The sequence below is a fragment of the Streptomyces sp. NPDC102514 genome, from assembly GCF_055584525.1.
Window position 1 is genome coordinate 474,506 of the sequence record NZ_JBVJLW010000004.1, and the last position, 26,490, is coordinate 500,995.

At 72.3% G+C, this 26,490-nt stretch carries 24 protein-coding genes; 6 read left to right on the plus strand and 18 right to left on the minus strand.

What is annotated here, in order from left to right:
• Nucleotides 1-8 precede the first annotated feature (8 nt).
• Nucleotides 9-1,475: an FG-GAP-like repeat-containing protein gene (locus ACZ60E_RS13460; protein ID WP_469440169.1), complete on the minus strand. Its 1,467-nt coding sequence runs from the start codon at nucleotides 1,473-1,475 to the stop codon at nucleotides 9-11.
• 209 nt (nucleotides 1,476-1,684) lie between these two features.
• Nucleotides 1,685-2,083: an ATP-binding protein gene (locus ACZ60E_RS13465; protein ID WP_469440171.1), complete on the minus strand. Its 399-nt coding sequence runs from the start codon at nucleotides 2,081-2,083 to the stop codon at nucleotides 1,685-1,687.
• 192 nt (nucleotides 2,084-2,275) lie between these two features.
• Between ACZ60E_RS13465 and ACZ60E_RS13470 the strand changes: the two genes are divergently transcribed.
• Entirely contained in the window at nucleotides 2,276-3,121 is an 846-nt protein-coding gene (locus ACZ60E_RS13470; RefSeq protein ID WP_469440173.1) for a helix-turn-helix domain-containing protein, read from the plus strand.
• Nucleotides 3,122-3,132: 11 nt separating this feature from the next.
• Nucleotides 3,133-3,327 (plus strand): DUF397 domain-containing protein, encoded by a 195-nt coding sequence (locus ACZ60E_RS13475; protein WP_469440174.1) that lies wholly within the window; start codon nucleotides 3,133-3,135, stop codon nucleotides 3,325-3,327.
• On the opposite strand, the gene ACZ60E_RS13480 is transcribed toward ACZ60E_RS13475, so the two are convergent.
• From ACZ60E_RS13480 to ACZ60E_RS13535, 12 genes are all read right to left on the minus strand, one after another.
• Nucleotides 3,317-3,526, minus strand: coding sequence for a hypothetical protein (locus ACZ60E_RS13480; protein WP_453792954.1), 210 nt, complete (start codon nucleotides 3,524-3,526; stop codon nucleotides 3,317-3,319). The two genes, ACZ60E_RS13475 and ACZ60E_RS13480, sit on opposite strands and share 11 nt — an antisense overlap.
• Nucleotides 3,527-3,622: 96 nt before the next feature.
• The gene (locus ACZ60E_RS13485) at nucleotides 3,623-4,129 is read right to left on the minus strand and encodes a hypothetical protein (protein WP_469440176.1); all 507 of its coding nucleotides are present in this window, start codon (nucleotides 4,127-4,129) and stop codon (nucleotides 3,623-3,625) included.
• A gap of 131 nt (nucleotides 4,130-4,260) precedes the next feature.
• Nucleotides 4,261-5,718: an FG-GAP and VCBS repeat-containing protein gene (locus ACZ60E_RS13490; RefSeq protein WP_469440177.1), complete on the minus strand. Its 1,458-nt coding sequence runs from the start codon at nucleotides 5,716-5,718 to the stop codon at nucleotides 4,261-4,263.
• Entirely contained in the window at nucleotides 5,718-7,022 is a 1,305-nt protein-coding gene (locus tag ACZ60E_RS13495) for an FG-GAP repeat domain-containing protein (protein ID WP_469440179.1), read from the minus strand. Before ACZ60E_RS13495 ends, ACZ60E_RS13490 begins: the two co-directional genes overlap by 1 nt.
• Nucleotides 7,023-7,138: 116 nt before the next feature.
• Nucleotides 7,139-8,689, minus strand: coding sequence for an NADase-type glycan-binding domain-containing protein (locus ACZ60E_RS13500; protein WP_469440181.1), 1,551 nt, complete (start codon nucleotides 8,687-8,689; stop codon nucleotides 7,139-7,141).
• Nucleotides 8,686-9,243: a phage tail protein gene (locus tag ACZ60E_RS13505; RefSeq protein WP_384805966.1), complete on the minus strand. Its 558-nt coding sequence runs from the start codon at nucleotides 9,241-9,243 to the stop codon at nucleotides 8,686-8,688. The genes ACZ60E_RS13500 and ACZ60E_RS13505 overlap by 4 nt, the downstream gene beginning before the upstream one ends.
• A gap of 67 nt (nucleotides 9,244-9,310) precedes the next feature.
• Nucleotides 9,311-11,269, minus strand: a complete 1,959-nt coding sequence (locus tag ACZ60E_RS13510) for a putative baseplate assembly protein (protein WP_384805964.1) — start codon at nucleotides 11,267-11,269, stop codon at nucleotides 9,311-9,313.
• Nucleotides 11,269-11,715 carry a GPW/gp25 family protein gene (locus ACZ60E_RS13515; RefSeq protein WP_384805962.1) on the minus strand — a complete coding sequence of 149 codons (447 nt, stop codon included), beginning with the start codon at nucleotides 11,713-11,715 and terminating at the stop codon, nucleotides 11,269-11,271. Before ACZ60E_RS13515 ends, ACZ60E_RS13510 begins: the two co-directional genes overlap by 1 nt.
• 91 nt (nucleotides 11,716-11,806) lie before the next feature.
• Nucleotides 11,807-13,708 carry a VgrG-related protein gene (locus ACZ60E_RS13520; RefSeq protein WP_384805960.1) on the minus strand — a complete coding sequence of 634 codons (1,902 nt, stop codon included), beginning with the start codon at nucleotides 13,706-13,708 and terminating at the stop codon, nucleotides 11,807-11,809.
• On the minus strand, nucleotides 13,708-14,430 hold the full coding sequence (locus ACZ60E_RS13525) for a CIS tube protein (RefSeq protein WP_384805958.1): 723 nt from the start codon (nucleotides 14,428-14,430) through the stop codon (nucleotides 13,708-13,710). Before ACZ60E_RS13525 ends, ACZ60E_RS13520 begins: the two co-directional genes overlap by 1 nt.
• A 16-nt stretch (nucleotides 14,431-14,446) precedes the next feature.
• A complete protein-coding gene (locus ACZ60E_RS13530) occupies nucleotides 14,447-14,869 on the minus strand; it encodes a phage tail protein (RefSeq protein ID WP_107018038.1) in 423 nt (140 codons plus the stop codon).
• 86 nt (nucleotides 14,870-14,955) lie between these two features.
• Nucleotides 14,956-15,648: an extensin gene (locus tag ACZ60E_RS13535; protein ID WP_469440186.1), complete on the minus strand. Its 693-nt coding sequence runs from the start codon at nucleotides 15,646-15,648 to the stop codon at nucleotides 14,956-14,958.
• 541 nt (nucleotides 15,649-16,189) lie between these two features.
• Here ACZ60E_RS13535 and ACZ60E_RS13540 point away from each other — a divergent pair.
• Nucleotides 16,190-18,205 carry a hypothetical protein gene (locus tag ACZ60E_RS13540; protein WP_469440187.1) on the plus strand — a complete coding sequence of 672 codons (2,016 nt, stop codon included), beginning with the start codon at nucleotides 16,190-16,192 and terminating at the stop codon, nucleotides 18,203-18,205.
• Nucleotides 18,206-18,750: 545 nt separating this feature from the next.
• Here ACZ60E_RS13540 and ACZ60E_RS13545 read toward each other — a convergent pair.
• The 4 genes from ACZ60E_RS13545 to ACZ60E_RS13560 form a co-directional block, all read right to left on the minus strand.
• A complete protein-coding gene (locus ACZ60E_RS13545; RefSeq protein ID WP_384805951.1) occupies nucleotides 18,751-18,909 on the minus strand; it encodes a DUF6760 family protein in 159 nt (52 codons plus the stop codon).
• Nucleotides 18,906-19,415 carry a hypothetical protein gene (locus tag ACZ60E_RS13550; protein WP_469440188.1) on the minus strand — a complete coding sequence of 170 codons (510 nt, stop codon included), beginning with the start codon at nucleotides 19,413-19,415 and terminating at the stop codon, nucleotides 18,906-18,908. The genes ACZ60E_RS13545 and ACZ60E_RS13550 overlap by 4 nt, the downstream gene beginning before the upstream one ends.
• Nucleotides 19,415-19,858, minus strand: coding sequence for a phage tail protein (locus tag ACZ60E_RS13555; RefSeq protein ID WP_143640089.1), 444 nt, complete (start codon nucleotides 19,856-19,858; stop codon nucleotides 19,415-19,417). Before ACZ60E_RS13555 ends, ACZ60E_RS13550 begins: the two co-directional genes overlap by 1 nt.
• Nucleotides 19,859-19,972: 114 nt before the next feature.
• On the minus strand, nucleotides 19,973-21,571 hold the full coding sequence (locus tag ACZ60E_RS13560) for a phage tail sheath subtilisin-like domain-containing protein (protein WP_384805946.1): 1,599 nt from the start codon (nucleotides 21,569-21,571) through the stop codon (nucleotides 19,973-19,975).
• Between the two features lie 220 nt (nucleotides 21,572-21,791).
• Between ACZ60E_RS13560 and ACZ60E_RS13565 the strand changes: the two genes are divergently transcribed.
• The 3 genes from ACZ60E_RS13565 to ACZ60E_RS13575 all read left to right on the plus strand — a co-directional run bounded on the left by ACZ60E_RS13565 (nucleotide 21,792) and on the right by ACZ60E_RS13575 (nucleotide 26,474).
• Nucleotides 21,792-23,429: an eCIS core domain-containing protein gene (locus ACZ60E_RS13565; RefSeq protein WP_469440190.1), complete on the plus strand. Its 1,638-nt coding sequence runs from the start codon at nucleotides 21,792-21,794 to the stop codon at nucleotides 23,427-23,429.
• An 84-nt stretch (nucleotides 23,430-23,513) separates the two neighbouring features.
• A complete protein-coding gene (locus ACZ60E_RS13570; protein ID WP_469440192.1) occupies nucleotides 23,514-24,944 on the plus strand; it encodes an RICIN domain-containing protein in 1,431 nt (476 codons plus the stop codon).
• Between the two features lie 90 nt (nucleotides 24,945-25,034).
• Complete coding sequence (locus ACZ60E_RS13575; RefSeq protein WP_469440193.1) at nucleotides 25,035-26,474, plus strand: hydrolase; 1,440 nt, start codon at nucleotides 25,035-25,037, stop codon at nucleotides 26,472-26,474.
• Nucleotides 26,475-26,490: the final 16 nt, after the last annotated feature.

The window sequence follows — 26,490 nt, forward strand, 5'->3', positions numbered from 1 at the left end:
ATGTTTTGTCAGAGGCTGCTCAGGGTTTTGCCGTAGGTGAGCGCGCTCGTCGGGGCGGGCAGGCCCAGCCGGGCGGGGGTCAGGGCGTAGGAGCCGTCGGCACTCGCGTGCGGGAACGCCCACAGGCCACCGGAGTTGACGTTCTCGCCCGGGGAACCGACAGCCAGGTCCTTCCTGCCGTCGTGATCGTAGTCGCCGGTCGCGACGGCCGCGCCGAAGGCGTCCCCGGCCTCCGCCGCGCCCGGCACACGCGGGGTGCCCTGGTTGTACGCGACCGCGGTCCCCTCACCGAACTCGTCGACCAGACCGTTCTTCATGCCGAACAGCACGGTGACGGCGCCCGCGTCCGCCCGGGTGCCGATCGCCTCGCCGGGAGCGCCCGCGACGAGGTCGTCGCGGCCGTCGCCGTTCAGGTCGGCGACGGCGAGAGCCGCGCCGAAGCGGTCGCCGGACTCGGCGCGGCCCCGTACGCCGACCGTGTCCTGGTTCAGGGTCTGCCTGCGGGAGCCGAACGAGCCGGCGGAGGCGGCGCCGTAGTGGATGTGGACGCCGCCGCCCAGCGCGTACTCCTCGGGGCCGCACGGGTCGTCGATGTTCTCGTCGGCGATCTCGCGGCACTCGCCGAGGACCAGGTCGTCGTGGCCGTCGCCGTCGAAGTCGCCGGAGGCCAGGGCGGAGACGCCGGCGTTGTCGGTGTTCCACACGTTGGCCAGGGCCTCCTCGGCCCTCTCCCAGGCCCAGATCCGTACGTGGGACTGGGTGAACGGGTCGTTCGTCCAGTAGCCCACCGCCAGGTCCGCGGCGCCGTCACCGGTGAAGTCGCCGGTGGTCAGGACCGGGGCACGGCCGCCCATGGGGGCGCTGACCACGGTCGCGGCGAGGCCGTCGGCGGTGCGCAGGACCACCTTGTCCCTGCCGCCGACCACGATGTCCCTGCTGCCGTCGCCGGTCAGGTCGGCCGCGGCGACCGACTGTCCGTACGCGGCGGAGGCGGCGGGGCCGGTGGTGACGTTGGCGCCGGGGCCGGGGCCGCCCTTCGCGCCGCCCACCACGACGACCACGCCGGCGTCCGTGCCGCGCCCGGTGATGTCCTCGCCGGGGGCGCCGGCGAGGAGTTCCGCGATGCCGTCGCCGTTGAGGTCCTCCAGGAGCACGGAGGCGCCGAAGCGGTCGCCGGCCTCGGGGGTGCCGGGTACTTCGGGGGTGGCCTGGGTGATGCGGATGCCGCCGTGGGCGCCGATGCCCTTCCTGCCGCCCCACAGGATGTTGACGTACCCGGCTCTCGCCTTGCCGGCGACGGCACCGTCCGGCACGCCGACGGCCAGGTCGGCGTAGCCGTCGCCGTTGAAGTCGCTGGTGGAGGGGGAGGGTTGGGGCACGGCAGCGGTTGCCGCTGCCGCGGGGGTGAGGGTGAGGGCCGAGGTGGCCGCTGCGGCGACGGTGACGGCGAGGGTGGCGTACGTCCGTATGCGCACGGGGGCCTCCAGGGGGTGGGGTGGCTGGCCGTAAAGGGGTGGCCGGGTGGCCGAATCAGGTGGATCCGATGAGTTCACCTGTGTGACACCTGGAGTAGGGGTGGGGTTGTGCGGGCGTGACGGTGATCTGCGGGCCGGTGGGGGCGGGCCGCGCAGTTCCCCGCGCCCCTAAGGGCAAAGGCGAAAGGCTGAGCCGTTCCCCGCGCCCCTCAATGGGCGCCCAGTTCGCACCAGACGTATTTGCCCGCCGTGCCGTTGACCTGGAACCAGCCCCAGTCGTCGGCGTACGCGTCCACGAGGTGCAGGCCCCTGCCCTCGCCCGACTCGTCGTCCTGCGGCTTGGTGCCGGGCGGGGTCGGGTCCGTGTCCCAGGCGCCGAGACGGAGGGTGGGCCCCGACCGTCTGAGCTTGAGGGCGGCGGGGCCCTTGGTGTGCCGGATGGCGTTCCCGAGCAGCTCGGAGGCGAGCAGCTCCGCGGGCTCGACGAGGGCGGGGAGGTGATGGCTGGTCAGGATGTCACGCAGGGCCCGACGGCAGATGCCCACGGCTCGGGGGTCGTGGGGGATGTAGAGGGTGTACTCCCAGGGCGCGGGCACGGGTGTGGGCATGGGGGCTCCCGGTACGGGGTGGGGGTGGGGGCGGAGTGGTGGCCGGCAGTGCGTCCGCCGCTGGCACGACGATGCGCCGCACTTCCACTCCAGTGAGTGTTCGTGTCGTCACTGAAGGTAGGGGAGTAGCTTGACCCGGGTCAAGCTACTCCCGCACTATCGTGACCTCAACTCATGGGGAAAGAGGGGCGCATGGTCGCCAGGACCGTCATTACGGTGAGGCAGGAGCGCTTGGGCGCGGAGTTGCGCAAGCTTCGGGAGCGGTCAGGGCTGGGACTTCGGGAAGCCGCCCGTGCGACGGGGATCAACGAGGGCAAGCTCTCGAACGTGGAGTCCGCGCGCGTCGGCGTGAGCGCGGAGCGCGTTCGGTTTCTGGCCAGCCACTACGGAGTTGGGGACAGCCCACTCGTCGACGCGCTGGCGGTCATGGCGACCGAGCGGGTGCGGGGGTGGTGGGAGGAGTATCGCGGTCGTCTCCCGCGGGCCTTTGTCGATCTGGCTGAACTGGAGTACCACGCGAGCTACTTGAGATCGTTCGAGATGGTCAGCATCCCCGGCTTGTTGCAGACCGAAGAGCACGTACAGGCGCTCTACGGCGAGACGTTCTGGGGGATGGCGGAAGAGCAGCGCGCGGCCAGGACGCTGTTCCGGTTGCGGCGCCAGGAGGTCCTTGACCAGGACGACTTCGTTTACGAGGTGGTGATTCACGAAGCCGCTCTTCGCATCAGGAGGGCCGGCCGTGGTGTGGCCCGACGGCAGTTGCGTCACATCCTGGAGCAGGCCGAGCGCCCTCAAATCGACCTGCGCGTCGTGCCGTTCGATGTGGACGGCTTCAAGGTCCTCTACGCCACGCTGCTTCTGGGCGGTCCTGTTCCAGCGCTGGACACGGTCCTTTTGGACGCCGCGCACGCAGGCACCTTCTTGGACGCGGAGGCCCAGCTCGACCGGTATCGGCGGTCCTTCGTGGAGGTGCAGAAGTCGGCATTGGGCGTCGTAGAGTCGAGGGACTTCATCCACCGACTGACCAAGGACCAATGAGAAAACCTGACATGGCACAGGCCGGCGACTGGCAGAAGTCCTCGTTCTCCGGCGATCAGGAGGGCCCCAACTGCCTGGAGATAGGCGCCGGTCGGAGCACCCTCCTCCTCCGCGAGAGCGAAGACCCCGGCACCGTACTGGAAACCACCGGTGCCGGGCTCGCCGGGCTCATACGTCATCTCCGGCGGACGGCGCTCAGCCGGTGAGGCCCGCGCCGAACGCGCCGTACGTGTACGGCAGGTCGAAGGCGCCCGGACCGAAACCGCGGTCGCCGGTCGGGGAGACGTCCGTGCCGTCGGACAGCATCGCCGTGACCGCGCCGACCCCCTCACCCTCGAAGATCGCTGAGACCGTGTAGTCGGCGTTGACGTCCGTGAGGAGGACGTCGGAGCCGAAGTAGTCCATCGGCTCGGCGGTGCCGGGGACACCGGAGGAGGCCTGCGAGAGGGTGCGCCCGCCGGGTCATGGCACCCCCCGCGCAACCGCGGTCAGCAACCCTGTTCATGCCCATGGCGGCGGGAGAAGTTCTTCCGGGTGTGCGCATTGGGTCCATGCCCGGTCGGTGAAGACGGGGCGGCTGAGATTGTGGTCGCCGTTCGATGTGGACCGCAGCACCAGTCCGAGAGAGGGGAAGTAGGGCTCCCCGTGGATACTCGTGCGGCACTCTCGCACCTCTGAGATCTGCTCGATCCACAGGTTCAGCTCGGACGGGGCCCGCCCGGTGAAAGCGGTGCCGTCGTAGTGGACCTGGGGCCCGCGGAGGCTGTCGATGACGATTGCCATCAGACCTCTGTCTTCGTGCCGGTCGTAGTAGGTCCGGACGCCCAAGCCGTAGAAGTGCGCCCAGCGGTGCTCTTGATCCTCATCGGTTGAGACGCGGGCGGTGCCGAGAGCAGTGATCACGTCCTCGTGGCTCGCCCCGAACCGAAGTGGCCCCACACCCTCCAGCGGCGTCCACGTCCACTGCAGCCGGTCGGTGTCCGCAAGGACCTCTTGTTCCCACCACATGAAGCACCCATTCGTGCGCCGACGCCTGTGCAATCAACATGATCACGGACCGGATCGGCGCCGGGCGCAGAGAACGGCGCTGCGTGGAATCGGCGGCTCATCTGGACAACCGCCCTGCTGGGTAGGGCCGGTCACTTCAATCGCAGCGGTACGCCCACCTCGTCCGGTGTGAAGAGCTGGACCTTCTTCGGGTCGAAGCCGGCGTCCGTGCCCCGTAGGACCAGGAACGCGCCCCCGCGTTTCTCGTAGAGCGGGCCGAAGACCACCGCGTCGGCGTGGGCGTCGCCGTTCACGTCGAGCAGTGGGGGCTGGTGGTCGAAGGCGTTCCAGTAGTGGGGGTTCGGGGTGCCGGGGAGGCCGTCCGTCCCGGCGTCGACGGTCTGTTCGCCGGCCGCCGACGGGACGCCCCCGGGGCCGCCGGGCAGCAGCGTGACCTTGCCGTCGTGGCGCCGGAAGTCCGGGGTGTTGACCACGATGTCCGGCCTGCCGTCACCGTTCACGTCCCCGGCGGCCGGTGAACTGCCGTAGTCGATACGCCGTTTCGCGCCGCCCTCGCCCTCGATCACCGACTTCTCGCGTCCGCCGCCCAGGCCCGACCTGGCCCCGTACAGGATGGTGAGCGCGCCGCCCTCGGCCGGCATGTCCGCCGGGGCCACTTTCAGTTGGGTGGGCAGCAGCAGGTCGTCGATGCCGTCGCCGTCCGCGTCGCCGGTGGCCGGGGTGCGGGGGCCGTCGAAGGTCTCCACGGCTTCGGTGATGGCCGACTCGCGCGCCGGGTCGCGGACCAGGCCGGCTTCGTCGCCCTCGTAGTAGCCCACCGTGTGCAGATCGTCGGGCGCGCTCTCGTCCTCCTCCGCGTCGAAGGCGTACGTGAACACCGCCTCCGCCTTCCCGTCGGCGTCGAAGTCGCCGGTGGTGGCCGTGGCGGGGGTCGCGTACCCGTGCTGGCCGAGGTCGAGCGCGGCTCGGCGCTTCGGGGTGCCCTTGCGGTCGAAGGGGCCGTGCAGGAGCAGCCCGTCGGAGCCCGGCCCGGTCGCGGAGGGGTCGCCCGTGCCGCGCTGGCCGCCGTCGAGCAGGTCGGTCGAGCCGTCGCCGTCGAAGTCGGCCGCGGCGAGCGGCCGGAAGTCCTCCGGCAGGGCGGTGAGTTCGGTGGCGGGGCCCAGGCCGCGGGCGCCGCCGAAGAGGGCGAGGGTCGTCAGGCGGGAGTCGGCCCGGCCGCGGCCGACGACCAGGTCGGTGTAGCCGTCGCCGTCGAGGTCGGTGCGCAGGAGGGGGGTGAAGTACACGAACTTTTTGCCGGGTGAGGTGCGGCTCGCGGTGGCCGGGGCCAGGCCGTCGCGGGAGCCGTAGACCACCACCAGGTTCTCCTCGGACCGGGACTTGTCCTTCGACCGGGAGGTGAGGACCGTCGCGAAGTCGTCGTAACCGTCGCCGTTGAAGTCGCTGGGGCGGGGGTCGTTGGAGGGTTTTCCGGCGGCCGGCTTCGTGGGGGTGGGGGTGGCGGGGGAGCCCTCACCGCAGCCCGTGAGCAGGCCGCAGCCGAAGGCCAGCAGTGCGACGGCGGCCGGCAGAGGGCCTGTGCGGCGCATCAGCCCTCCGCGCCGAGGAACTCCGATGTGGAGAAGGTGAGCGCGGGCTTGCGTGCGAGCAGGGTCTTCTTCGCGCCCGGGTACACGGCGATCGTGTCCTCGGTGTCGCCGCGGTAGGTGCGTACCACCAGGTCCGCGCGCTTGTCGCCGTCGAAGTCGGCCACCGTCAGGACCCGCGTGGTGCCCCCGGCGGGCGGCTGCACGGTCACCATGCCGGACGTGGACAGGCCGCCGGAGCGGCCCTTGAGGATTCTCAGCTGCGAGCCGCTGGAGACCAGTTCGCTCACCCCGTCGCCGTCGAAGTCCCCGGCGTCCAGGACCGTACCGGCGACGGCGAGTTCGGCGCGCAGGGTGCCCGGGACCTCGTACCGCAGGGCCGTGGCGCGCAGCGTGCCGATCGCCGCGTCGAGTCCCTTGCCCCTGCCGAACTGGCCGAAGGCGACGTCGACGCCCTTCGGGAGGGCGACCGCGGTGCCGGCGGGGCCCGTCGGTCCGCCCATGACGAGCGAGGAGGCGGAGGTGCCGGACCCCTCGGCCGTACGCACCAGCAGGTCGTCGTAGCCGTCGCCGTCGACGTCCACGGCGGGCGGCGCCGGGGCGTTGCCGGGCGAGTCGAGCGGCGCGCCGGCCGCCTTCGGGGCGCCCTTGCGGGTGAAGGGGCCGCGCAGATAGCTGAGGCGGCCGTCGGAGGCGTGCACGACGAGGTCGGCCGCCCCGTCGCCGTTGAAGTCGCCGCACACCGGCTGGTCGGGCCAGTCGTTGCCGAACCGTGCCTGCGCCGGGATCGCCAGTTTCACCGCCTTGCCGGACAGGCCCCGGGCCGAGCCGAAGACGATCTGCAGCGGCACCGGCGGCTGTCCCTGACCGTCGTACGGCGGGTCGGTCGACACGACGAGGTCGGTGAAGCCGTCCTTGTCCAGGTCGCAGCTCGCCTCCGCGTCGAAGACGGCGGGCAACTGCCCCTTGGTGGTGGCCGCGTGCTGCGTGGGACTCAGCAACTGCCGCGCCCCGGGGGCGAGTCCGTCGGCCGAGCCGTACACGATCCCGATGCCGGCGTCGTCCCCGTGGGTGTCGCGCTTCACGAGATCGTTGAGTACGAGGTCGCGGTGGCCGTCGCCGTTGAAGTCGCTGTCGACCTTGCTGCCCCGGCCCAGCGGTACGGGGATCCGGGCGGGGGCCTTGGCGACCGTCAGGGGCTCGCGGTCGGCGGCGCCGGCTCTGCCGCCGTCCGGACCGCCGCAGCCCGCGAGCAGCAGGGCGCAGCCCGCCACGGCGCCCGCCGCCCGTATTCCGTTCTTCCCCATGGCCACGTCAACCCCGACCGCATCGTGAGACAACAACTTGCACATGATGCGGTCGGGGCGGGTCATAAGTCATCAGGGATGGCCGTTTTCAGCCCTTGTCGGCACCGTGGCGCTCGTCACGACCTGCTGGTGGTCGAGCGGCCGAAGAACTCGATCTCGGCGATGGACACCTGCTTCTTCGCGTCGGCTGCGTACGCCGAGCGCAGGATGAACCGCACCACGCGGACCTCGCCCACCCGGAACTTGCGGGCCTGGCCGCCCGCGATCCGGTCGAGGGTGATGAACCGGCTGGTCTTCTTCCCGTCGGCGGTCGTGATCTGCGCCTCGATGCGCTTCGGGAGGGCCGACTCCTGGAGGTGCTCCTGCTTGGCCGAGACGCCCGAGGTGATCACCACGTCCAGCAGCCGGGTCGGGGTGTCGAAGCGGGCCTCGATCCACTCGCCCTCACCGGCCTGCGAGACCCCCGGGCCCCACCAGGTGTTGCTGAGGCCGTCGAAGGCGAGCTTCTGGCTGTGTCCGGGGTACGAGCGGGACGCCCTGAAGCTGTCCGGGCCGACCGGGGCGCGCTTGGCGAAGTGGTCGCGGGTCGCGTCGATGCCGTCGCCGATGTTGACGATCAGCGCGATGACCAGGCCGATCACGGCGGCGCCGACGACCCAGTTCATGATGCGGCCGAAGCCGCGGCGCAGACGGGGGCGTTCGCCCGCCCACGGGATGTCCCCGTTGCCGAAGTTCAGCAGGCGGCGCCACCAGGTCTGCCGCTCCGGCGGACGCGGGCCGCCCTCCATGGGCATGGCGCAGCGGGCGCAGAAGTGCCGGTCGGGCCGGTTGGGGGTGGAGCACCACGGGCACGGCGGGCCGTCCTGCGGGCCGGACTCGGGGCCCGGGGTGCGGACCTGGGGTCGGCCCGCCAGCGGGACGCCCGGCAGCACGGGGGCGACGGCGGGGGTGACGGGAGCCCGGGGTTCGGGGTCGTTCACGGGGATGAGGAGGGACCTGGCCCGCTCGCCCGCGGTGTCGGCGGCGGAGGGAGCGGGGGCCGCGGGCGGGGCGCCGTGACCGAGGCCCACGCGCGGCTCGGTGTCCGTGTCGTCCGCGCGGCCGCCGGTGGCCGCGCCGGGGGTGAGGGCGGAGAAGATGTCGGGGGCGGCCGGGTCGGTCGGCGCGGCCGGGGACGCGGGGGCCGGCGCCGCGGTCCGCTGCTCGGGGATGGCGGTGCCCGCACCGGCCGGAGCCGAGGTGTTCGGCGGGGTGGCCGCGGGCGGGGCGGACCCGGCACCGGAGCCGGTGGCGCGCTGGTGGGTCTCGTCACCGGCGGTGCGGCCCGCGGCCGGGGTGTCGTGGGCCGTGCGGGCCGCCCCCGCACCGGCACCGGACACGGCGAACGCGTCCCGTCCCGGCTCGCTGCCCTGTGCGCCGCCCGAAGCACTGCCCGGACCGGTGCCCGGCGTGCCGCCCGGATCGCCGTCGGACCCGCGGCCGGTCGCGGAGTCCCGCGCGGGGGCGGCGGCCGTCGCGGGCACCGGGGCCGCGGCGTTGCGGCCGGTGCCCCAGCCGAGCACCGCGCCGCAGGAATCGCAGAAGGACTGGCCGGGCTCCGCGCGGGTGCCGCACTCGGCACAGCTGCGCGCCGGCTCCTGTCCCGTGCCGGAGTTCTGGCTGGTCATCTCTCGGGAGTCCTTTCGGCGGCGGTCACCTGGACCGTGTAGGGCATGTGGGCGGGACGGGCGGCTGCCACCAGGCTGTCGAGGCGGTGTTCGTCCGCGCGGGTCGGGTCGGGCAGCCGTAGAGCGACGTGCAGGCGCGGGCGGCGGTCGCCGGGGACCGGGCCGAGCGGCCGGGCGTCCCAGGAGGCGCCGCCGCTCTCGGTGATCTCCGGGGCCACGCCGAACACCAGGCGCACCGCCTCGGACAGGCCGCGGCTGGTGCCCCGTACCCGGTGCAGGAACGCGGCGGCGGCGACGGCGGCGCGCAGCCGGTCCTCGGGCTCGCTGCCGTCGGTCTCGGCGCCGACCCAGCCGGCCAGCCAGCGGGTGAAGTCCACCGGCGCCAGGGCCGGCGTGAAGTAGGAGTCCAGGTTGTCGAGGACGGCGTGGATCGGCGCGAGCACGTCGTCGAGCCCGCCGACGAACCGCTGTGCCAGATCGTCGTCGGCGAACACGGCGGGCAGTGTCATGCCGATGGGCGCGGAGGAACCCAGCCCGTCGATGGAACCCCTCACGGCCGGACTCCCTTCGCGCGCGCGCAGGCGGGCGGGAGCGGGCCCCGGGTCCTCGGGCGGTGGAGGGTCATACGCGGTCTCCGATCACTCGGACGCGGTGGTCGAAGGAGAAGACCAGGGACGGGGCGTCGAGGTCGATGCGGTCCGTCGGGTCGCCGCGCTTGCCGGTCAGCGGGTCGGCCGGGTGGAGCTGGACCTCGTCGACCAGTTCGACACCGGGGACCCGCTGGAGGACGGCGAAGACCTCCCCGGACTGCACGGGACGGCCGAAGCGCCAGCCCCGCCCGTCGGCGCCGCCGGTCAGCGGGTCGAGGTGCCGGTACAGGGCGTCGTGCGCCTGACGGCGTACCCGGTCCGTGTCGGTGCCGCGGAAGGCGTGCACCGTGGCGACCACCGTGATGCCCTGGTAGAAGGGCGGGCCCACCGCCAGGCGCGTGCCGATCAGGCGCCGTTCGTCGAGGTGCCGGGTGATGCGGTGCAACAGCGCGTCACCGGGGACCAGTTGCTCGAAACGCAGCCGGCCACCGGGGTCCGGTACGGCCTGGGGGACCACCAGCACCCGTACCGCGTACGCCCCGTGCTCGCCCTCGTCGCCCTCCAGGCAGGTGATGCGGGCCGTCTCGGGCGCGGCCCGGCGGGCCAGCTCCTCGTAGTCGCGCAGGGTCACCGCCCGCTCCTGGGCGCGCAGGGTGATGGGGGCGCGGGTCTTCGCCTCCTCCACCGTCTCGCCGTCGACGCCGCCGCGCGCCGCCTCCCGGTTGACGACCTCGGAGACGTACGGGACGGAGGTGCGCAGCACCTGGACGGCGCCGCGCGCCACGTTCCCGGCCCGGCCGCCGCCCGTGCGGTAGCGCCGGGCGCGGATGACAGAGCCCTTGGGGGCCACCGCCCCGTACTGGCGCAGGGAGCCGTCGGGTTCCCGTACCGCCGGGCCGAAGGCGATGTCGCCGGTCGCCGCGTCCAGGGTGATGTGCCGGTCCTGCGGGGTGGACGCCGAGAACGACGGGACGACCTCCCAGTCGGTCCAGCCCTCGTGCTCGGCGGTCTGCAGCAGCACCGGGGGCGTGTCGCCCACCACGGGGAAGTGGGCCAGCCGCAGCCGCTGACCGGGCAGGCCGGTGGACTCGCCGAGCGCCTCGTCGGTCACGGTCTCGGCGTGCACGGTCGTGGTGGTGCCGCCCAGCGTGAACGCGTCCACGGAACGCACCGTCGGCGAGGTCGTGTAGAAGGGCTGGTCGGGCAGCGGCTCGGTGACGCGGCAGCGCAGCCAGCCGGCCTCCTGGCCGCCGGTGCGCGACAGGGTGTGCGCGCCCGGGATGTGCAGGACGACCTCGCCGGGCCGGTTGAGACCACCGGTGCCGTCCCGGTCGATCTCACAGACGACCCAGCCGTCCTCGGTCCACGCCTCCCACACCAGCGGGGGCTGCCGCGGGTCCACGCCGACACCGTCGACGCGGCTGTCCAGCTCCATCGCGACCGCGCAGTGCGGGACGGCGGTGTCGAGCCCGATCAGCATGCAGTCACCGGGCCGCGGGGACTCGGTGAAGCACATCAGGTCCTTGCCCTCGGCGAGGTCGGCGGTCCTGTCGGTGACGGGCTCGCCGTCGCGCTGGACCACGAGGTACCGCAACGTGCAGGGCACGATGGTCAGTTCGTCCTCGGTGGCGAAGACCGCGGCCTCCTGGCTCTCGGTGCGCGTGGTGGCGACCTCGGTGCCCACCGGCAGGAGTACCGGCTCGTCCTGCGGCGCGGACAGCCAGAACGTGACGTCCGTGCGCGCGGCGGAGGGCGGGAAGAGGGTGATGCCCACCAGGTCCAGGAACGCCAGGTGGTTCTTCTCCGGCACCCGGTTGAGCCGGTAGACGATCTGGTCGGCCATGTGGGCGACCGTTTCCACGAGGGTGACGCCCGGGTCGGAGACGTTGTGATCGGTCCACTCCGGGGCGCGCTGCTGGATGTAGCGCTTGGCGTCGTCGACGAACTGCTGGAAGCGGCGGTCGTCGAGGTTCGGGGAGGGCAGTGCCATCAGCGTTCGCTTTCAGGGGAGTCGCCCGGGCCGGGGAGGTCGGGTTCCTCGTGGTAGGGGATGACGTAGAACGGGAAGACGAGGCTGCGCGGGTTGTTGGTGCCGCGGATCGAGTAGCGGACGTCGATGAAGAGCACGCCCTGCTCGGTGTCGGAGCCGGCCGTCACGTCGACGTCGCTCACCTCGATGCGCGGCTCCCAGCGGTCGAGGCTCGTGTACACCTCGTGCTGGATCCGGCCGGCGGTCGCCTCGTTGACCGGGGCGAACACCAGGTCGTGGATGGCGCAGCCGAACTCGGGGCGCATCGGCCGCTCGCCCGGCGCGGTCGACAGGACGAGCCGGATGGACTCCTCGATCTCGCGCTCCCCGCTCACCATGGCGATGCCCCCGGTGGGGCCGATGCGCAGCGGGAACGCCCAGCCGGATCCGACGAACTGCTCGGCCATCAGTGACCCACCCGCCTTCTCGTCCTCTTCGTCATGGTTCTCAGGTCTGTCAGGTCGGTCAGGGGCGTCGGGGTCGTCACGGTCCCGGCCGTCACCCGAACGGGTACTTGATCTTATTGACCGTCAGCAGGCCCATGAGGTCCAGGTTGATGGCCCGGATGCCGACCTGGCCGACGCTGTTGATCTGCACCGTGCCGGCCGCGTTGAGCGTCGCCGCGCCGGCTGCCTTGAGGCTGAGCGCGCCCACCGCGTCCACGGTCACCGCGCCGCCGAGGGACTTGAGGTTGACGATCCCGCGGCCCTGGAGGGTGAGCGGCCCGCCGCTCTTGATGCTGATGCTGCGCCGGGCGCTCAGTGACAGGTCGGTGCCCGCGTCGATGGACACCGAGGTGCCGCCCGTGATGCTGACGGCGCCCTTGCTGTCCACGGTGATCTCGGTCTTGGTGCGGTCCAGGTTGATGATCAGCTTGTCGTTGCCGCTGGCCAGCCGGACGCCCTGCTTGCGCAGGCCCGTCTGCTGGCTGAGCAGGTCCATCCGGTTGCCGTCCCGGTCGGACACGGTGTGCCGGATCGCCTTCTTCTTGACCGGGTCGTGCAGCCACACGTCCTTCACGACGGTCGGCTTGTCGACGCCGTTGTAGAGGCCGCCGATGACGAAGGGGTGGTCGAGCGCGCCCCGGTCGAAGCCGACCAGCACCTCGTCCCCGACGTCCATCGGGAAGATCCCGCCGCCCGCCTTGCCGCCCAGCTGCACGGTCCGCGTCCAGTCGCTGACGTACGCGTCGTCCAGCCACGGGAACTGCAGCTTCACCCGGCCCTGCTTCAGCGGATCCTGTACGTCCGTGACGAGCGCGTTGGCCACACTCGGCAGCCGGGGCGCCGACGCGCCGCCGCCGGACGTCAGCCCGAACAGGGAGCGCCACTGCCGGCCGCTCACGGTCACCAGCGTCTCGTAGTGACTGCCCGCGCCGAAGGTGTGCCGCACCGAGGTGACCGTGTACTTGCCCTCGAAGGGGACGCCCACGTCGGTGAGCGCGATGGCCACCCCGGGGCGCAGCACGGGGTTGCCGTGCACCGTGACCTCCAGCTCGGCGAACGACGAGGTGAGGTCGTCCGCGAGGGAGGCGGCGGCGAACTTGACCTCCGGCCGACGGTCGTACGGGGTGTCGGTCTCGACCAGCTTGGCGGCCTTGAAGGCGTTGGCCGCCTTCTGCGGGGTCGTCCCGATGGCGAAACCGGAGTAGGTGCCCGCCTTGGTGAGTTCGACGATCTTCTTCTTGGTCGGGATGTCCCAGCCGCGCGCCTCGACCTTGTCGACCTGGTCGGCGGCGGTGACGGCGGCCCGGCAGCGCAGTACGTCGACGCGGCCCCGCAGCACCCGGGGGTTCGGGTCCTCGGGGGAGGTCGACAGGGGCGCCTTGGAGGCCGGGTCCGGTTCGGCGAACTCGAACTTCCCCTTGGCGTCCAGGGACATCACCATCTCGTTCTCGTCGGCGAGCCGCGCGAGAAAGTCCCAGTCCGTCACATTGGACTGGGAGATGAACTCGTAGACCGTCTTGGTCGTCTGGATCTTCCCGATCGCGACGCCGTTCATCGCGGCCAGCTTGCGCGCGATGTCGGAGGCGGTCTGGTTGCGGTACGCGGCCACCCGGCGCACCCGCATCAGCCGGTGGCCCGGGTCGTAGCCGCGGACGACGCTGAACGTGCCGGTGCCGTCGTAGTCGGTCTCCATACCGGTGACCTCACCGGTGATCAGCGGGTTTCCCGCGCCCTGGCCGTCGGCGACGGGCGCGAGGACCACCTTGGAGCCGAACCTGATGTTCAGCTTGCCGAGCACTTCCCGGTCCGGGTCGCGGAAGGTGAGCCGGAACTCGCCGGGCACGCCCGCGCCGAGGTCGGCCCAGCCGGCGACGAGCAGGTTGATGTAGTCGGGCGGGATCTTCCTGCCGTCGATGGTGACGTGGATGATGTTGGAGAAGGACGTTTTCGCCATCAGTGACGCACCTCCTCGGCGGCGGGCAGGACCAGCTCGACACCGGTGGGCAGGTGCGCGGGGTTGTCGATCCCGTTGGCCTCGGCGATCGCGCGCCAGGCGGACGCGTTGCCGTACTCGCGCCAGGCCAGCGACTGCAGGGAGTCGCCCGCGACGACCCGGTGCACCCGCTGTGCGGTGAGCGCGCCCGAGGTCGGGTTCTGGCCCTTGATCGTGCTGGGGATCTCGTGCAGCGCCACCTGGCAGGTGGCCCGGATCGGCACCCCGGTCGTGCTGAACAGCGAGTAGGTGACGTCCACGGAATTCACGTACGAGGTGAAGCGCGCGGTGGAGAACGAGCCCCACTGGAAGACCACCCAGGGCGGCGACGGCTGCTTCGCGGCGATGCTCTTGGCCGTCACCTCGCAGCAGTCCAGCAGCGACTCCACGTTCTTCAGCACGACGTTGCTGGTCGGCTTCGTGGACGAGTCCAGGAAGATCTCGACCGTCATCTCGCGCGGCTCGGGACCCATGAACTCCGGGACCGTGCCGTCGCGCACGGCGGCGGCCGGTGTGGACTTCCACTGGGAGCGCCGGCTCAGCTGCAGCTGCGAGGGGTTGAAGTCGAAGTTGAACGTCTTGATCAGACCGCCCGGAGTGGTGCTCGATCCGACGGGCGGCTCGTGGATGGCGATCGTGGCGCGTACGAGGCTCTTGCCCGCGCCCTTGCTTCCCTTGGCCATGGTGGTGTCCCGCCCCTCAGTCCGTGAACCCGTGGTGAGTGATCTCCAGGACCTCGGTGGCCACACTCGGGTTGGCCGGGTCCAGGGAGGGGCCCTGCCAGCTCACCGGCAGCACGTCGATCAGCCCCCAGTGCGCGACCTCGGAACCGTCCGCGCGCAGCGCGGCGATCTGCGCGGTCGGCCGCTTGATGCCCGTGGCCACGGACGAGATCCAGGCCGCGACCTTGGTGGTGTCGGGGGTCAGCGGCCGGGTCAGCCGGATGTTGGAGAAGGTGACCCGGGACGGGAGCTGCCAGACGAACCCGTTGTTGCCGCCCTCCTGGCGTTGCTCGATCTCCACCGAGGACGAGAGTCCCTCGCACCCGTTGAAGTAACCGAGGCTCTCGCCGTCGATGGTCAGGGTGAAGAAGATGGTGGAGCCCGGGTCTTCGCGGGGCATCGGGGGCGGCCTTTCTGCGGACGTCGGTCATGCGGGGTGGTGCCGGGTGGCGCGGGGTGCTGCGGGGCTCGGCCGGTCGGGGCCGCTCAGCGACGTGGGTCGCGGAGCTTGCCGATCCGCTCCCGGTCGAGCCGCAGTTCGGTGCGGATCAGCCGGGTGATCCGGCTGATCAGACGGTGCGTGAGCTCGTCGAGCTGGAAGTCGGTCAGGGAGCGGGGGTCGAACTGCCCCTTGGCGACCGCGGTGTACGCGGGCGGGGGGCCGCTCTGCTCGTACGGTGGTGGATCGTCGTCGGAGCCCGAACCGGACGAGCCGCGCGACGAAATCCCACGCGCCGTCACCGCGGACACGGCGGTGGTGGTCCTCGCGGACGTCGGCAGCAGGGCCCGCTGAATGGAGGCGGGCACGGGAGTGGGGGGCGGCGGAGCGGGAGCCGCCGGAGCGGGTGCCGCGGCCGTGCGGGGGGCGGCCACCGCCTGCCGCTGGACGGCCGTCGGTGCCGGGTACGCCTTCGGCACCGTCAGCGGCTGCGCAGGCGGAGCCGTCCTGACGGGCGACCCGGCGGGAGCGGACTTCGTGGCCGCGAGGAGCGGCACGGCACGGCCCGCGGGAGCACCGGGCGCGACGGCCCGCTGCACGACCGCCGGTCCGGACGGGCCGGGCGCGGACGCCGGGCGGCGCAGTGGCACGGGGGCCGGGGGCACGGGGCGCTGGTGTGCGGTGGGTGCCGCGGGCGTGAGGGCCGGCGCGAGGGCACGGGCGGGGGTGAGGGCACGCATGGGAGCGGGCGTCGGTGCCGCTACCGGTGCCGGTGCCGGTGCCGGTGCGGGTGTCGGTGCTTGTCCGCTGCGCACGGCTTTGGTGACCACGGTGGAAGGCACCACCGCGGAGGGGGCGGCCGTGGCGCGCTGTACGGAGAGGCCGTTGGCGCGCGGGGCGGACAGGGGTACGGCCGGGCGGCGGAGGGGTTGGGTCGACGGGGCGGGCGCGGGTGCAGGTGCGGGTGCCGGGGCGGGTGCCTGTGCGGGGGCACGCTGCACGGGAGGAGGTCCGGCCGGGGCCGAACTGGCCGCGGACGCGGGCCCCGTGAGCGGCTTCACCTCCGCGGGAGGGGCGGAGAGGGGAGCACCGAGCAGGGGCCGCTGCCGGGCGGCGGGCGCGGTGGCCGCTGTGGGCGCGGCGGCGCGCTGGACCGGGGCGGGCGCGGGAGTGACTGGGGCCGAGGTTGGGGCCGGTGCCGGGGTCGGGGTCGGGAGTGCCGGGGGTACGGCCGCCGTGTGCTGCCGGTCGGCGGGGCCGGTCGGCAGGGTCGTGGGCGGGGTGGCCGAGGCGACGGGGAGCGGGGCGGCCGGGCCGGGGCGCGTGTCCGGGGTGCGGGTGACGGACGGGTTCCCCGTCATCGGCGCACCGAGACCCATGCGCCGTACGCCGGTGGAAGCACTCCGCTGCACCGGGTACGGGCCCGATCCGGCCGGGGCGGTCCGACTCTGCCCGGAGACGGGCGGGTTCGCGGCGGTGGGTCCGGATGCCGACGGGGTCCTGTGCTCGGTGGGCCCGGCCGCCGCCCGCTGGACGACGGGCGCCGTGCCCGAAGGGGCATGGGCCGCCGCGCTGTTGGCGGGGGCCGTCGTACCGCTCGGCCCGACCGGCGCCCCGGCGGACGCACTCGCGGTACGGCTGGGGGTTGCTGCCGCCCTCTGGACGCGGACGGGTGAGTCGCCGGTACCGGCGGGGGCGGAAGCGGGACCCTGGGAAGCGGTCGGCGACTGTCGGGTCCCTACCGCCTGGGTGGGTCCGGCCGTTGCCCTCTGGACCGCAGCGGGGGTGACCGCCGTTGCGGGGCCGACGGCGGCGGAGGGCGTGTTCGCGGCGGGTGCGGGTGCCGATGCGGGTGCCGGTGCGGGCGCCGCGCTGCTCGAATCTGCCTTCGCCCGCTGGACGTTGAGCGCGGGTCCGCTGGTACGGGTCACCGCGCTGCCGGGGCCGGCCGGAGCCGGATTGCCGGGAGCGGCCGGAGCCGGGCTGTCCGCGCGGGCCGGAGTTCCGGGCGAACCGGCCCTCGCCCGCTGGACGTTGAGCGCGGGCCCATGGGTACGGGTGACCGGGACGGCGGGACCGGCCTGCGTACCGGGACCGGTCGTGGACGCGGATGCGGATGCGGAGGCAACTGCGGATGTGGGCCGTACGGGTCCGGTCGGGGCCGGGCTTGTCCCGGGGGCGCGCTGGACGTTGACGGCCGGTCCGCCGGAACGGGTCACCGGATTACCGGGACTGCCCTGCGTGCCACCGGCCGTAGCGCTGTCCGACGTGGGCGCGGAAGCGGACGCGGGCTGTACGGGTCCGGCCGGAGCCGGGTTGCCCGTGCGGGCCGGTGTGTCGGTCGGGCCGGTCGCGGAGGCGCGCTGGACGTCGACCGCCGGTCCGTCGCTACGGGTCACCGGGTTACCGGGATTGGCCCCGGTGTCACCGGTCCCGGCGGCCCGGCTGCCGGAGCCGGTGGCCGTGGCGTCACCGGATGCCGGTGCGGACGCGGGCCGCACGGGTGCGGTCGGGGTCGAGCCGGTCGCGGGGGCGCGCTGGACGGTGGCCGCGGGTCCGCTGGTACGGGTCACCGGGATACCGGGACCGCCCTGCGTGCCGCCGGTTGCCCCGGCGGCCTGGCTGCTGGAGCCGGTAGCCGCAGCGCTGCCCGACACGGGCGCGGGCTGTACGGGTCCGGCCGGAGCCGAGTTGCTGGAACGGGGCGGGGTCGGGCTGCCCGTACGGGCCGGTGTTCCGACCGGGCCGGCCGCGGGGGCCCGCTGGACATCGACCGCCGCACTGGTGGAGGGCGTCCCCGGGCCGGCGGCGCCCGACGCCGTGGAGCCCGACCTCGGAGCCCCCGCCGTCGGAGCACCCGACGACACGGGACCCGACGAGACGGGACCCCGCGAAGCGGGCGTCGACGGGACGGGACCCGGCGAGGCGGGCGTCGACGGGACGGGACCCGGCGAGGCGGGCCCGGACGAGGCACGAGCCGACGAAGCGGGCCGCGACGGAGCGGGACCCGACCGGACGGGACCGGCCGAAGCGGGACCCGACGGGACGGAATCCTGCGGGGCGGGGCCGGATGAAACGGGTCCGGCCGAACTGGGCCCGGACGAAGCGGGCCCGGACGAAGCGGCGCCCGGCCCCCCGGTCGTGGCCGGAGCCGGAGCCGGAGCCGGAGTTGGCGCCGGGGCCGGAACCGGAGCGGGCGTCGGCGTCGGCGTCGAAACCGCGCGCCGGGCCACCGGCAGAGCCCGCCGCTGTACTGCGGGCGTGGCGGGCGCCCTGGTCAGCTGGCTCTGCCGGTAGGGCCTGGGAGGTACCGCGGTCACCCGGGGGCCCGTCGGGCGGGACGCCGTGACGGGCAGGGACGCGCGCTGTACCGGTGGTGCGTCGCCGACCGCAGGGGCCGGAGCGGCCTCGGGCACGTCGGGCCCCGCCACCGGCAGGACGCGCGACGGCGGTTCGAGTCCGGAGACGGGCCCGGCCGACGTGGTGAGCGCGTTCCTGATCAGCCCGCCCGGCGCCCCGTCGAGGACGGCGTGGGACAGGGTCCCGGTGAGGGAGGGGTTCTGCCAGGTGCTCAGCCGGCCGCCGAACCCGGAGTCGGCGACCCCGGTACGGCCCAGGGCGGCCCGCTGGATCGGCGGCAGTGCGGACCAGCCGACCACCGCGACCGGCCCGGCCCCCGCGGACGTGCCCGCGGCAGCCGTGCCCGGGTCGGACGTGCCCGTAACGGCCGCAGCGGGTACGGCACCAGCACCCGTACCCGTATCCGCATGCGCTCCCGTGGGAGCGGAACGTGCGGCGGATGCCGCCGCGCCGCCCCTCAGTCGGTCGAGGAACCCCACCGATCAGCCCTCCGCCCCGCCCCGGGTCACCAGGGACGCGATCTGTTCCGTGTAGCGGCGACGATCCTGGTGTTCGAGATCCAGGATCGTCTCCTGGCTCCAGTGGAAGTGGTAGGCGACGTACGCGATCTCCTCGTGCAGCCGGTCGGTCGCGTACGTCACGATTCCCCCAGGCGGCTCCCGCCGAGTTCGACCTCGAAGGGCTCCGAGCAGTGGGGGCACTCCACGGAGGCGCGGGTGTGGCCCTCGGCGTTGACCTGCCGGTAGAAGTCCTGCAGGAACGCGAGGTCCGAGGCGAACATGTTCTCCACGATGCCGTCGTGGACCATCGCCAGTGTGCCGAGGCGGGTGATGACCCGGCCCAGCAGGACCACCGACAGATAGGCGGGGTTCTCCTGGACACGGACGTCCCGCAGCGGGATCAACTCGTCCCGGGCGGTGGCCAGACGCATCACGCCGTCCCGGTGCACCGTGCCCGCGTCGTCGACGTAGCCGCGCGGAAGCTCGAAGGGGAACTCCGTGCGCAGCGGTTGTGCCACCGGCGCGGGCGCCGGAGCCGGAGCGGCGGCGGGCGCCGGAGCAAGGGTCTGCTCCGGCGCCGCCACCGGCTCCGGCACCGGTGCGTCCACGACCGGGCCCGCGCCCGCCCTGGCAGCAGTACGGCGCATTACTCGATGACCAGTTCTTCGAAGACGATGGTCACGGTCTCGGTGAGCGCGGAGGCCTCGCCGGCCTTGAGCGCACTGGCGTCGATCTTGGAACACCAGGCGTTGCGCATGTTGTACCGCTTCACCGGGTTGTTCTGGTAATCCATCATGATGATGGAGGCGTTCTTGCGGGCCGTGCTCATCTGACCGGCGATCGAGTCGTTGATCCACGTCGTGAACGCCGGGGACTGGGTCATACCGCGCACGACCGTGCACTGCCCGTCCTTCTGCACGCCGGGCATGAGGCTGACCTCGGGCCTGCCCTGCGCCGAGTTCGACAGGTGCTTGATGACGTCCTGTTCGATGCTGAGGCCGTTGACCTCGGCGAGGTACTCGACCATGACGCCGTCGATCTGGAGACCGAAATTATGTGAAGTGAGAGCGTCACCCGGGCTGAGACTCATCTGTTCTCTGTCCTTCTGAGGGTTCTTGTCGTTGTCGTACGGGTCGGTGCCGTACGAGGAGGAGCAGGGGGCCGCGTGCCGGGAGGCACGCGGCCGCTAAGGAGTGGGCGGTGCCTACTCCTCCAGCTCACCGCTGCCGCTGGAGAACTGGGCCAGGCGGAAGATCACGAACTCGGCGGGCTTGACGGGCGCGATGCCGATCTCGCAGATCACGCGGCCCAGGTCGACCGACTCCGGGGTGTTGGTCTCCTCGTCGCACTTGACGTAGAACGCCTCTTCCGGCCGCTGGCCGAAGAGGGCGCCGCTGCGCCACTCGTTGACGAGGAACGCCGAGACGTTGCGCCGGATCCGGGCCCACAGGTTGTGGTCGTTCGGCTCGAACACCACCCACTGGGTGCCGAGCAGGATCGACTCCTCCAGGTAGTTGAAGTACCGGCGGACGTTCAGGTAGCGCCAGGCCGGGTCCGAGGACATGGTGCGGGCGCCCCAGACGCGGATGCCGCGGCCCGGGAAGGCGCGGATGCAGTTGACGCCGATGGGGTTGAGCAGGTCCTGCTCGCCGCGGGTGATCTGCAGCTCCAGGTCCACCGCGCCGCGGACGACCTCGTTGGCGGGCGCCTTGTGCACACCGCGCTCGAAGTCGTTGCGGGCCCAGATGCCGGCGACGTGACCGCTCGGCGGGGTCAGCCGGGACTGGCCGCTCGCTGGGTCGAAGACCTTCACCCAGGGGTAGTACAGGGCCGCGTACTTGGAGTCGTAACCGGCGGTCTCCTGACGCCAGACACGGATCTCACGGGCGTTCAGGCTGGGCGGCGGGTCGATGACCGCGACGCGGTCGCCCATCAGCTCGCAGTGCGCGATGAGACCGAGCTGGACGGCCTTCACGGCCTCCAGGTCGATCGCGCCGCGCTGGTAGGCGGCCATCAGGTCGGGGACGGCGACCATGGAGATCTCGTCCACGGCCTCCAGGCCGCCGAAGCCGGTGCGGTCGGCGGAGTCGCCGAGGTACTGGGCCGGGCCCGGGTGCGAGTCCTCCGACCCGGCCGGAACGGCGGGGGAGGTGGACGCGGCCGACGGGGCGGCCAGGGCCACGGTCTGGTTGTCGGGGCGCGCCAGCTGCGCGGTGGGCGCCGCCTCCTGCACGGTGATGAGCTTGGAGCGCTCCTTCACCTGCGTGACGACGTAGTTGCGGCCGCCCTTCTTGGCGGTCACGTCGAAGGACTCGACGGGCTTGTCGCCGTCCTTGACGATCAGCTTGAAGCGCTCGGCGGGGCCTTCGCCCTCGGGGTCCGCGACCTCGACGCTGAGCGAGCCGCCCGCGACCGCGGTCACGCTGAAGGTGCCCAGCTGCTTCGGCTCGCCGGCGGTGAGCGCGGCGGGGGCGGCGGAGCCGGAGACGGCCGCCGGGGCGCCGTTCGCGGACGCGCCGTTCGCGGCGGTGCCGTCGGCCGCGCCACCGACGCGTACGACGTACGCGGCGCTGCCGCCGTTGTTGAAGAACCCGTACACGGAGTGCGCGAGGTAGTAGCCGTCGGTGAAGGCACCGAAGGCCGCGACGTACTGCGACCAGTTGGTCACCAGCGTCGGCTCGTTCAACGGGCCGTGCGGGGCGAGCCCCACGAAGGCCGCCACCGACGTGCCCACTCCCTCGATGGGACGCGAGCCGCTGGCCACCTCCTCGACGTAAACGCCGGGCGACAGGTAGGACGGCATGCTCTGCTCTCCTCGGGGTACGAGACAGGTCTACCCCCGACTCTCACGCGCGCGGGCGTTCGTTGAAACGTCCTGCAGTACCTGATCGGGGGCAAACTCCCTGCCCGCAAGGGCACCATGAGGCCTCCGGGTGCCCTCCGATCCTGCCGCCCTGCCCCCACGGGTGCCCGTACCGCTCTCCCCGCGCGGGGCCCGTTCGGGTACTGCTGGAGGAGCAGCCGTGGAGGGGAACGTCATGCGCGCGCAGGAAGCCGGGGCCGAGAAGGCCGGTGGTGATCAGGCCAAGGTCCGCCCGACGACGGAGCGGGGCACCACCGCGGACCGGATCCAGGCGCTGCAGAGCGCGGCGGGCAACGCGGCGGTGACCCGGGCCGTGCAGCGCAGGCAGCACCAGCACAGCGCGGGCTGCGGGCACACCCCGGACGAACAGCGCGAGCTGGTGGACCAGGTCGTGAAGTCCCCGGGCAGCCGGATGAACGGCTCGCTGCTCAAGGAGACGGCGAGCTGGTTCCAGGGCGAGGACTTCAGCTCCGTGAAGCTCCACACGGACACGGTCGCCCTGCAGTCCGCCAAGGCGATCGGTGCCCGCGCGTACACCGCCGGCGAGAACGTCGTCTGGGACGGCAAGGACAAGCCGACCCTCATCCACGAGCTTCAGCACGTCAAGGACCAGCGCCGGGGCGCGGTCCCGGGCGCCGACAACGGCTCGGGCCTGAAGGTCTCCAGCCAGGGCGACTGGGGCGAGAAGCGCGCGGAGGCGATCGAGGCACAGGCGAGAAGCGGCCCGCCGCCGGTGCAGCGCGCGGCCTCTGCCGAGAACGCCACCGAGGAGTCCGGCGCGAGGCACGCCTCCGGCGGGCACGCGGTCCAGCGCGCGATCTGGACGTTCAACGGCAGCACCCGGACGCACCACGCCCTGGGGCAGGACTCGGGCACGTGGTTCGACAGCAACGGCCAGACCAGGACCACCGCCGACCTGCAGGTCGACTCCACCTCCCTGCGGCACGGCGACAAGTACGACGACGTCACCCGGCAACTCCACAGCAGCGGGGCCGTCGGCATCACCAAGCGCGGGACCATCGCCGACCACAAGTACCCGCAGCGCGAGAACAGGACCCGCAAGGCGGTGGTCGAGGCGCAGGAGAAGATGGCCGCCGCCCAGGCCCTGCTCAGCTCGGCGGGCGGCGCGCCGAGCGGCCTGCTGCTGCAGGCGCTGAAGTCCGCGTTCCCTCTCTTCCAGACGGCGACCCCGCAGCAGATCGGCGAGCTCGTGCCGCGTATCTCCGAGGTGCTGCGACGCGTGCAGGTGGGCCTGAACTCCCAGGGTGCGCAGATCGCGCTGGTCGGGCAGCCGTCGATGTTCGACACGACTGCCAAGGGGGCCGCCGCGTCCGGCGCGGCCGGGTGGGTCGCCCCGAGCACCAAGGACTACATGTCCCGGATGAATCCGGACCACATGAAGAGCGAAGAACTGCCGTCCATGGACGCGGGGCGCACCGGCCCGATCAACCTCCGCGAGGAGGGCGAGGTGGCCTGGTACGTCATCCACGAGGCCACGCACCGCTTCGCCGGAACCCTGGACTACCAGTACAGCTCGTACGACCACGAGTTGTCGGAGGACGCCGCGCAGGCGGGCCTGGCGACGGTCCTCGACCCGGCCACCGCCGCCACGCACGACGCCGCGATGCTCGGCAAGCGGGTCGCCCGCGACCCGGCCACCTACACGGGTGACAACGAGACACAGCGTCCGCAGAGGCAGCAGAACTGGTACGCCATGGGCCGGCGCGCACTGATGAACGCCGATTCCTACGCGCACTTCGTGATGACGGCGACCGGTTCGCCGATCCCCAGGAGCTGACGGCCCCGGCTGTGGGCCTTTCGGGCAACAGGGCGTGCACCTGGGTCCGCTGCCCGCGGCCCGTCCGATGGCTAGCGTCCTTGTGTGAGCCTTTGGACTTCTCTGGAACCCGCCTCCGCGACCGTGGACCCGGGTGGCAGTACGACGGTGCGGCTGCGTCTGCGTAACACCGGTGACGTGGTGGACGAGTACCGCTTCGAGGCGGTCGGTCCGCTGGCGCCGTGGGCGAGGGTGGAGCCGCAGGTGCTGCGGCTCTATCCGGGGACGACGGGTTCGGTGGACATCGCGTTCGCGCCGCCGCGGACGCCCGATGCGACGGCAGGACCTAATCCGTACGCGGTCCGGATCACGCCGACGGAGCATCCGGAGGCGACGACGGTTCCCGAGGGGAATCTGACGATCACTCCGTTCACGGAGGTGCGGGCGGAGTTGGTGCCGCCGACCGTGAAGGGCCGTTTCCGGGGGCGTCCGAAGCTGGCCGTGGACAACCTGGGCAACACGAAGCTCACCGCGTCCGTCAGCGGCACCGACAACGGCGATCACCTGTCGTACGACATCTACCCCTCGAACGTGCAGATCGAGCCGGGCCGTGCGGCGTTCGTGAAGACGACCCTGAAGCCGAGGCAGATCATCTGGTTCGGGTCGAAGGAGTCCCGGCCCTACACGTTGGCCGTGCAACGGTCCGGGGTGGACCCGCTGGACGTCGAAGGCACGTACGTCCAGAAAGGCTTCCTGCCGCGCTGGCTCGCGACCTTCCTCGGCATCTTCATGGCGCTCGCCATCACCTTCGTGATGCTGTGGATCGCCTACAAGCCCAGCGTCCGCAGCTCCGCCACGGAGAAGCTGCAGGAAGCCGGCATCAGCACGCTGGCACCCTCCCCCTCGCTGACCCCCGAGGCGCCCAAGGCCCCGTCGGTCGAACCGGTGGCCTCCGAGCCCGCCGCTCCGACGGCGTCAGGTGACAGCGGTGGCGGCGGTGGCGGCGGTGGCGGGGGAAACCCGTCCCCGAAGCCGAAGCCGAAGAGCGTCGTCCCCGCGACCGAGATCCTCCTGCGGAACCCGACCACCAAGATGTGCGCCGACCTCCCGGGCCGCGAGAAGGGCAAGGCGACCGGCCGCGTGCAGCAGGCCCCCTGCACCGAGAACACGGACGAGGACAACCAGCTCTGGAACCTGGAGGTGCGCCAGCCGAAGGGGGGACCCGGCGGTTCCGCCCTCTTCGTGATCCGCAACGTCAAGGACCAGCTCTGCATGGACCTGCCGAACGCCGGGGCCCAGCCCGTGCAGGTGGGGATATACGAGTCCCCGTGCGACGGCACGACGGCCGACAACGACCTGTGGTGGATCGACAAGCAGGAGAGCGGCGCCTACTGGATCCGCAACTTCGCCAGCAACAACAAGTGCCTGGACGTGGCCGGGTTCAGCACCGGCACCGTCGACACGAACCTGACGCTGTATCACTGCTCCAACGCCGATGACCAGGAGTGGCTGGTCATTCATCCCAACAGAGGCTGAGAACCGGGGCAGTTGGTGCAGCCTGTTCGGGCACGCATCCTGCCCCGCTGCTTCCTGACTCGGCACGGGATCGGCGTTTAAGTTCCCAGAGTGAGCCTTTGGACTTCCTTGGAGCCCGCCTCCGCGACCGTGGACCCGGGTGGCAGTACGACGGTGCGGCTGCGTCTGCGTAACACCGGTGACGTGGTGGACGAGTACCGCTTCGAGGCGGTCGGTCCGCTGGCGCCGTGGGCGAGGGTGGAGCCGCAGGTATTGCGGCTCTATCCGGGGACGACGGGTTCGGTGGACATCGCGTTCGCGCCGCCGCGGACGCCGGACGCGACGGCGGGACCCAATGCGTACGCGGTCCGGATCACGCCGACGGAGCATCCGGAGGCGACGACGGTTCCCGAGGGGAATCTGACGATCACTCCGTTCACGGAGGTGCGGGCGGAGTTGGTGCCGCCGACCGTGAAGGGCCGCTTCCGCGGGCGTCCGAAGCTGGCCGTGGACAACCTGGGCAACACGAAGCTCACCGCGTCGGTGAGCGGCACCGACAACGGCGATCACCTGTCGTACGACATCCATCCGTCGAACGTGCAGATCGAGCCGGGGCGTGCGGCGTTCGTGAAGACGACGCTCAAGCCCCGCCAGATCATCTGGTTCGGATCCAAGGAGGACCGGCCCTACACCCTCGCCGTCCAACGGTCCGGGGTGGACCCGCTGGACGTGCAGGGCACGTACGTCCAGAAAGGCTTCCTGCCGCGCTGGCTCGCCACCTTCCTCGGTGTCTTCATGGCGCTCGCGATCACCTTCGTGATGCTGTGGATCGCCTACAAGCCGCAGGTGCGCAGTACGGCCACGGAGAAGCTGCAGGAAGCCGGCATCAGCACACTGCCGCCCAGCAGCCCCACCGCGTCTCCGCCCATCCCGACCACACCCACCGTCGCCCCCACGACGCCGCCGGCCGCCGCGCCGACACAGGCCGCGGGCGGGGCGGCGGCCGGAGCCGGAGGCGGTGGTTCCGACGAGGACAAGGAGACCAAGGCCCCGGAGCGGACCGCGGCGACCGCCGTCCAGGAACTGGCCGCGGAGGAACCCGACAAGAAGCACATCTGCTACCGGGCCTTCGTGAAGGACGAAGGCTGGACGGAAGCGGTCTGCGACGGCGAGACGGCGGGCACCGTCGGGGAGAACACGCCGCTGAAGAGCCTCAACATCGCCGTGTCGGGGATCAAGGGGACGGCCAGCGCGGCATTCGTCAACGACCCCGCGACGACGAACGGGCAGGGGCACTACATCGCGCCCTGGTCGGGTGCGGCCGACGGGATCGACAACTACATCGGCAGTACGAAGAAGGACGCGCCGAATCTGCTGGGGTTCACCATCAACGTCGACAACGGGGGTGGGGCCGTGTGCCAGAACGCGCACGTGCATGACGGGGGTTGGCTGGGGCTCGGCTGCGACAAGCCGGGCGAGGGTGAAGGGTTCATCTTCGGCGGCTCCCTGGAGAACGACCGCTGGCTGGAAGCGGTCAAGTTCACGGTGTAGTCGGCTGCCTGCGCCC